The sequence below is a fragment of the Clostridioides sp. ZZV15-6597 genome (assembly GCF_020657815.1).
Lineage (GTDB): Bacteria > Bacillota > Clostridia > Peptostreptococcales > Peptostreptococcaceae > Clostridioides.
In genome coordinates, this window is sequence record NZ_JAGWCT010000153.1 from 1 (window position 1) to 7,069 (window position 7,069).

At 24.1% G+C, this 7,069-nt stretch carries 8 protein-coding genes; all 8 read right to left on the minus strand.

Annotated features, from left to right (window positions below):
• Positions 1-810: 810 nt before the first annotated feature.
• On the minus strand, positions 811-1,452 hold the full coding sequence (locus KGF52_RS19670; protein WP_227841347.1) for a single-stranded DNA-binding protein: 642 nt from the start codon (positions 1,450-1,452) through the stop codon (positions 811-813).
• 57 nt (positions 1,453-1,509) lie between these two features.
• Complete coding sequence (gene lepB, locus KGF52_RS19675; protein ID WP_227841348.1) at positions 1,510-2,043, minus strand: signal peptidase I; 534 nt, start codon at positions 2,041-2,043, stop codon at positions 1,510-1,512.
• Between the two features lie 6 nt (positions 2,044-2,049).
• Positions 2,050-2,796: a hypothetical protein gene (locus tag KGF52_RS19680; RefSeq protein WP_227841349.1), complete on the minus strand. Its 747-nt coding sequence runs from the start codon at positions 2,794-2,796 to the stop codon at positions 2,050-2,052.
• Between the two features lie 17 nt (positions 2,797-2,813).
• Positions 2,814-3,599 carry an ATP-binding protein gene (locus KGF52_RS19685; RefSeq protein ID WP_227841350.1) on the minus strand — a complete coding sequence of 262 codons (786 nt, stop codon included), beginning with the start codon at positions 3,597-3,599 and terminating at the stop codon, positions 2,814-2,816.
• A gap of 124 nt (positions 3,600-3,723) precedes the next feature.
• Entirely contained in the window at positions 3,724-4,509 is a 786-nt protein-coding gene (locus tag KGF52_RS19690; protein WP_227841351.1) for a hypothetical protein, read from the minus strand.
• A 20-nt stretch (positions 4,510-4,529) separates the two neighbouring features.
• Complete coding sequence (locus KGF52_RS19695) at positions 4,530-5,720, minus strand: AAA family ATPase (RefSeq protein WP_227841352.1); 1,191 nt, start codon at positions 5,718-5,720, stop codon at positions 4,530-4,532.
• Between the two features lie 17 nt (positions 5,721-5,737).
• The gene (locus KGF52_RS19700; protein WP_227841353.1) at positions 5,738-6,268 is read right to left on the minus strand and encodes a 3D domain-containing protein; all 531 of its coding nucleotides are present in this window, start codon (positions 6,266-6,268) and stop codon (positions 5,738-5,740) included.
• A gap of 11 nt (positions 6,269-6,279) precedes the next feature.
• Complete coding sequence (locus KGF52_RS19705) at positions 6,280-6,927, minus strand: 3D domain-containing protein (protein WP_227841354.1); 648 nt, start codon at positions 6,925-6,927, stop codon at positions 6,280-6,282.
• Positions 6,928-7,069: the final 142 nt, after the last annotated feature.

A 7,069-nucleotide genomic window follows, 5' to 3' on the forward strand; every position in this document is an offset into this window, starting at 1 on the left:
TAATTTATAGATAAAATATCTTGAGATATATTTATAAAAAAAGAGAGATAAAATATATAAAGCTAATATTTTTAATAATATATTCTTATAAAAAATACATAGAGGAAAAAGAAGTATATAATAAAATATATTTTCATTAAGGTGAGTTGTTAAAATAGACTTTTATAAAAAATAAAGAGGGAGTAGTAAAAATTATAATAACAAAGTATATTTTTATTGAGTGTAAGAAAAAGTGAGTCTTTAAATGGATTTTAAGATGGCTCTAGGATATTCATCATATATTTAATCAAATACATAAAAATAAGTTGTTAAAATAGATTTTTATAAAAAATAAAGAGGGAGTAGTAAAAATTATAATAACAAAGTATATTTTTATTGAGTGCAAGAAAAAGTGAGTCTTTAAATGGATTTTAAGATGGCTCTAGAAAATTTGACGTATGTTTAATCGAATATTTAAAAACGTAGCTTTAAAATGGAAATTTATAAAAATAATAGTAAAATAAGAAAATGGCACAGAATTAAGTATTCTGTGCCATTTTTATGATAAAACCAGTAAATATAACGGTTACATATGTTTTATAGAAAAAGCTATAATGGAAGTAGTCAGAGGATAGTCAGAGAAAAACATAATTTAAGCTTTTTTCTTACGTTTTGAAATATTCATAATCATATTTAATTTTGATTTCTATCTGGAGATATATTTAATTGAAAGTTTAAATAGTAAGAGCTGATGTTATGATAAACTTAAAAATAAAAAAGTAATAGTTGTTAATAACTATTACTTTTTTATTAATTGTATAAAATATATTTCTAGGATAGCTTCTGCATGGATGAAACAAAAAGTTCATAACTTGTATTTGTTTCTAGATTACCACTACCTAAATCTTTTTTGTATTGGCGACTTATAAATCTACCAGATACTTTAATTTTTGTATTAAATTCAAATTTATTACATGTAGTTGCATTAACACCCCATAAAACAATTGGTATGTAGTCAGCTTTTTCATAATATCTATAGACTCTAAGTTTTGTATTACAACTTGCTCCAGTTTTTGGAGTATTCCAGTAATTTTTTTCACAACATAAATATCCTTCTAGTTCAGCTATATTTAAATATGTCTTTTCTTCTGTATACTTTACATCTAAAACATATACATATACTAAAAGTCTGTTTTTGCCATTTACTACTTTATTTGTAGTTCTTATTTGGCCATTAATATTTACCCTGTTACCTTTCTTTAAATTACTGATAAGTTTTTTATTAAACAATAAATTTATAACATCTTCTTTATCTCCAGTTTTTATACTTAACCTATTTTCATAAAATATTTCTTTATAATCCAAATCCATAAGAGACTCATTATTATTTTGTAAAGGAATTTCATGACTGAATGTAAATTTATCTAATAACATTCCTTGTAATTGTATTTTATTTGTGCCAAATTCTTTCATTATATTAATATATTTCTCCTTTCAATATTAATTAAGATAATTACATGATTTACTAATTTACTTCTTCATTATAAATATAACTTTTCCGATTACTTTATTGGATTCTAAATATATGTTTTTCCAGTACCTAGAATCTTCAGAATTCATTCTATTATCTCCAAGAACATAGTATTGTCCACGAGGTATTGTTTTCTTAGGAATATTTAAAGAATCATTATACAATATATAATCTTCTTTTATACTTTTATTGTTTATATATACAACACCATTTATTATCTCTACAGTGTCACCACCAATTCCTATAACTCTTTTTACATACATTTTCTCATTTCTACCAAATAATAATATTTTCAATATGTTGTCTGAAGCTTTTTCCTTTGAAAATACAACAATGTCTCCACGTTTGTATTCTTTTTTATCACCTAATTTATATATAGCAACAGTATCATTTTTTAATATCGTAGGAGACATAGAGTTTGTAGGGACTACTCCTGCACTTATTACAAAATTAGAAATAACAACTGATAAGAGTATACCTATAATAATAATTGAAAACATTTGTAACAAATTTAAATTCATTTTTTTAATCATCTATATTTACTCCAAGCTTATTTTATAGTCAGCATACATTCCAGATGAGATTAATAAATCTATTAATTCCTGTTGTACACCAGATTTGTTATCTTCATATGCAAATAATATTAAAACTCCATATTCACCTTTTTGAATTACTCCAACATTTATGAAATATGGTTTTTTATCAACTGTTATAGGTGCATTTGCAATCAGACCAGCATTCCTTCCATCAATAAAAGTTTCTCTATAAGTTATTTTAGTAGAAGGGAAAGAGTTAAAAAATGATTTTAACATTTCTTTCAAAACATCTTTTGGAATTTCTTCTTTCATTCCTATAGCTTTCAAATTTCCCCATACTTTGGATGGATGGCTACACTCTAAAGTATTTCCTTGAAGCTTAATTAACCAATTATTCGAAGGTACAAATTTATATTTATTTCCTAGCAAAATGTATGAGTTATTTACAGCTTCAGTTGAATTAGGCATTTCAAGTCTAGTTGGAAATTCAATTTTCCCATCAATGGTAATAAATTCTGGGACAGAGGAACCTTCTATAGTACGTAATGATGTAGTAGGTGATTCTTCAGTTATTTTCAAACCTTGTATATCTCTTTTTAACTGCTCTATCACTCTGTCTTTATTCTCTATGTTTTGGTTTAGTTTTTTATTTTCTTGTTTTAGTTGTGACACTTTTCTGTCACATCCAGTAAGTAAAAAGCTTGATAGTAGTGTTGTAATTAAAATAATTGATTTGCAATTTTTTTTCAATTCAATCTCTCCCTTTATTAAATATTATTTAAATCAAATTTTTCAGGTCCTTTATAATATTTACTATATCTTTTTATAGCTTCTTTAAAATGTTCTATAAATATTACTCCTTCACAATTTTTTTTACGTGATATCTCCATAGCATGAAATAATATATATAGCCAATCATTTTCTCTTAAGTCTTCAAATATAGAAATTAATGAACAAATTGGAAAATCATTTGAAAATCTAAAATCATATTTTTTATTAAGATACTCCATTATACCAGTGTTTTCTTTCTCATCTTGATATACTTTAATTATCTTATCAAAATAGGTATTTTGAAGTAAAAACTTTTTCATTTTTTTTTGACTACTTAAAGTAGCTATAAAGATTATATTACTGTTTATTTTTTTTATCTTTCTTGATAGTATCTTTCTTGATAGTATCTTTTGAGTAAATATATCTAATTTATCTATATCATCAATTTCTATAAAAACAGTGGATAGAGCTTTAGAAGATTCAAAGATTTTTTGTAGTTTTTTTATACTACATATATTGAATTCATTTATAAATTCTGAAGAATTAAATGAAAATAAGCTTATATTTTCATTTAGTTTACATTCTTCTGATAATACTTTTTTAGCATAATAAAAGTTTTCTTTTAAAAGTATACAAGAACTAAAACTATTTTTTTGTGATTCTGTTTTATTATCTTGTAGAAGCTTTATTATATCTTTAATTATTCCTCTAAATTCTTCTAAACTACAAGCCAATATATCTCTTTTAATATGTTCATTTATTTGCTGCTGGTATACTTTCATATATTAAAGCCTCCCCATTATTTATTTTTTAATAATCCCTATTTAATACAGTAAATAAGTTTAAGGAATATAACCTATATAATTTAGTTATAAACCTTAAAATTATTATAGTTCTTCTCTAGTATTAAATTAAGTTTACATTTTCATTGAGACTATAATTTTGGTAGCTTGTACAATATTCATCATTATAAATATCAAACATTTCTTTTAAACAATTATCTGTTGAGCACTTACAAACACTTCTATTTTCTTCTGTACAACTAACAATTTTGTCTATATCTATGGAAAAATCTCCAGTATCTCTTTGAATAATTAAGTATTTACATAAATTCATTACATCACATATAAAATATAAACTTTCAAGAGCTTTAGGATTTTTTAAAGTTTCTGAAAATCGTTCCTTTAACAGACAAACTTCTTTAAAAGAGTGTGAGATTTCAACTAATGAATATAAAAAATTCTTGTCAACAACGGCATAGGGATACTTTTCATCTAGAATAGATATAGCTATCTTATCTATTTTATAATCACTACAAATATAGTTCATATTGCTAAAACCTAGTGTAAGAACTTCATCATAATATGCTCTATTTAAACCATTCAACCAATTTGGAAGAACAATTCCGATGACATAGCGGATTTCTTTTTTTGCCAACCTAGATTCAGTGTTTGGTATACAAACAAGACAATCTCCAAAATTAGCTTCTATATTATTATTTTCTAAAGTTTTTAATATTTCAAAATCAGATTCATCATATAAATCACTTTTATGTTTAAATTTAAAGTCAGATGATATTCCTACAATAAGTGCATCTAAATTTTTAATATTCTTTTCAAAATTATATATACTTACTACTCCTCTACTTTTTTTATTAACATTTTTTGCCTCTATATAATCTTTGGTACTCATATTTTATTACCCCCTAAGTTTTATATTTTCGCTTCTAAATAATTTGAAAGAGACTTTTTTATATATTCTTTTTTTATTAACCCATTATCATTAGATTTTATGGATTCTTCAATGCTTCTATTTATTAATAATTCAATCTCACCAGCTGAGAATTTATTTGGAAGCATTTTAATTATCTCTTCTATTTTTAGATTATCTTCAAAAGAATTATTTTTTAAGAAGCTTTTTATAAGAATATCTTTATTAAGATTATCTTCTAAGTTTGGAATACTAATTATCTTATCAAAGTCTCTATTTATGTTCAAATAATTACAAAGTAGCATTTTGTTTCTTATTGTTGCTATAAAAAGTGTATTTTCATCTAGCTCATTTAAGTTTTTTATTAAGTTAAAGCAAAATATTTTTAGTTGTGAGAAATTTTGTATATTTAAAAATAGGACATCTAAGTTATCAATCAGGATAATAGAAGGTTTATTAAATCTAGCAGTTTCAAATATATTATTAAGTTTTTGAATTGAAAACTTATCTAAGAAATTTGAACCATCATAACCTAATAAATTTGCATTTATCTCTCCAGCTATTGCTTTTGAGAGTAATGTTTTTCCTGTACCATAATCACCTTCTATGAGTAATCTTTTTATAGGTTCTATACCAAAAGATTTTATTGATGCTGGTCCTTTTAAACAAGTTGTAATGTAACATAAATCTTCTTTTATATTTTCTAATCCAATAATATTATTAAGATTAACATCACTTTTAATCATATTGATTTCTTCATTAAAATTAAAAGGATGAGTCTTAATAAATTTATATAGAGAAATGATAGATAAAATTAATATAGATAGAATTAATATAAAAACAAGTAAATACACATACATAGTGATTAATGTATCAGGTCCAATCGTATTATTAAATTTTACATTTATTCCAGCATCCAATAATTCTCTTATGAATTCTCTATAATTAGGATTTATAACTAATCCAGTAGCTCCATTTTTTAATTTGATATTCATCATAAATGAATCTATATCCATTATCACACTATCTACTTTATTGGATTTTACAAGGGTCATGAATTCATTAAAATTCATTGTAGGTTGAGTTAAGTTAGGTTTTGTTAAAATAAAGCTTCCTACTAACAAAGTAAATAAAACGATTAAGCTAAACAGTATAATTTTTATATTAGTTTTTCTTTTTAGAAATTTATTCATATACACCTCCAACAAGTTTATTCTTCTACTTTAAAAACTTTTACAGTTTTTTTGCCAAATGCATCACATTCAGCATGAGTTGAATAATATATATCAAGTCTATTTCCTTTAATTGCTCCACCACAATCAGTTGCTATTAAAACTCCTAGTCCTTCTATATATAATTTTGTTCCATAAGGAATAATTTTAGGGTCTACAGCTACAGTATTTCCCTGATAAGCAGCTACACCAATGGAAGTGATTTTATTCTCAGGACTAGATGCCCATTGTTCACAACAAATTTTGCATGGACAATATGCAGTAGCTACGAAATTACCTAATTCCTTTAGTTGTAAATTATCAAGTTGAGTAGTATCAGATACTTCTAGTTTTTTAGTTGAAACAAAGGTATTAGGGTTGACTAAGACATCTTTTTTTATTACATGTTTAACAACTAAAGTATCAGTTTCACTAGTACTTTCTATTGCTTGTAAAATATCTGGTTTCTGTAAAATTAGGCCAACAATACAACTCAAAAAACCTAATCTAATCAAATTATAAATTTTCATACTATTCCTCCTTAAAATACTTTATATACATCTATTGTTTTAGTACCAAATCTTACAACTTCATTATGTGTTTTTACATAAACTTTTACTTCTTTACCAGAAACCTTTTGTGAACTTGGTTGTGCTTGTCTTATTCCTAGACCCTCTATATAGATTTTATCACCAAATGAAATTATATTAGGGTCTACAGCTACATTAACCCCTTCATAATTTCTATACTTAACCATTGATTCAGAATTAACTTTACATTTTTTACAATTGCAAAAAGCACTTACTTTAAATTTGCCAATTGATTTAGTCTGAATTCCATCAGTATTTGCAGGTATTTCAGATATATTTGTTATATATCTATCATTTAATATATAATTTGGTTCTTCTAAAATTTCAACTTTTATCAGTGGAAGCTTAACATCATTTAAAGTAGATTTATTCTTAACATCATCTCTAATCTTTCTTTGACCTAATGTATATCTACGTGTTGTAAAATCATTTTCTATACTTTCTTTAACTATTTTTTCTTTTTGCTTTTTAGAAGGTACATCATCTGAACCAAAACTTAATGGGGACTGTATAAAGGTAGAAAACAAAGTTACTATTGTTAATATACCTATATTTATATAAATTTTCTTGTGTTTACTTAATTTTTTTAGAAACAACATACTCACCTTCTTTAGATTCTTTTATTTGATTCAATATATATAACATTAATTATTATTAAGAGAATTATATATATTAATATCTTATATCTATTATCTCTATATATAAAAAGAGATATATTACATTTAAATAATATATCTCTTC

Coding starts and splice junctions, on each gene's coding strand:
- KGF52_RS19670 (WP_227841347.1), bottom strand. CDS start 1,452: ATGAAAGAATTTGGCACAAATAAAATACAATTACAAGGAATGTTATTA.
- lepB (WP_227841348.1), bottom strand. CDS start 2,043: ATGATTAAAAAAATGAATTTAAATTTGTTACAAATGTTTTCAATTATT.
- KGF52_RS19685 (WP_227841350.1), bottom strand. CDS start 3,599: ATGAAAGTATACCAGCAGCAAATAAATGAACATATTAAAAGAGATATA.
- KGF52_RS19690 (WP_227841351.1), bottom strand. CDS start 4,509: ATGAGTACCAAAGATTATATAGAGGCAAAAAATGTTAATAAAAAAAGT.
- KGF52_RS19695 (WP_227841352.1), bottom strand. CDS start 5,720: ATGAATAAATTTCTAAAAAGAAAAACTAATATAAAAATTATACTGTTT.
- KGF52_RS19700 (WP_227841353.1), bottom strand. CDS start 6,268: ATGAAAATTTATAATTTGATTAGATTAGGTTTTTTGAGTTGTATTGTT.
- KGF52_RS19705 (WP_227841354.1), bottom strand. CDS start 6,927: ATGTTGTTTCTAAAAAAATTAAGTAAACACAAGAAAATTTATATAAAT.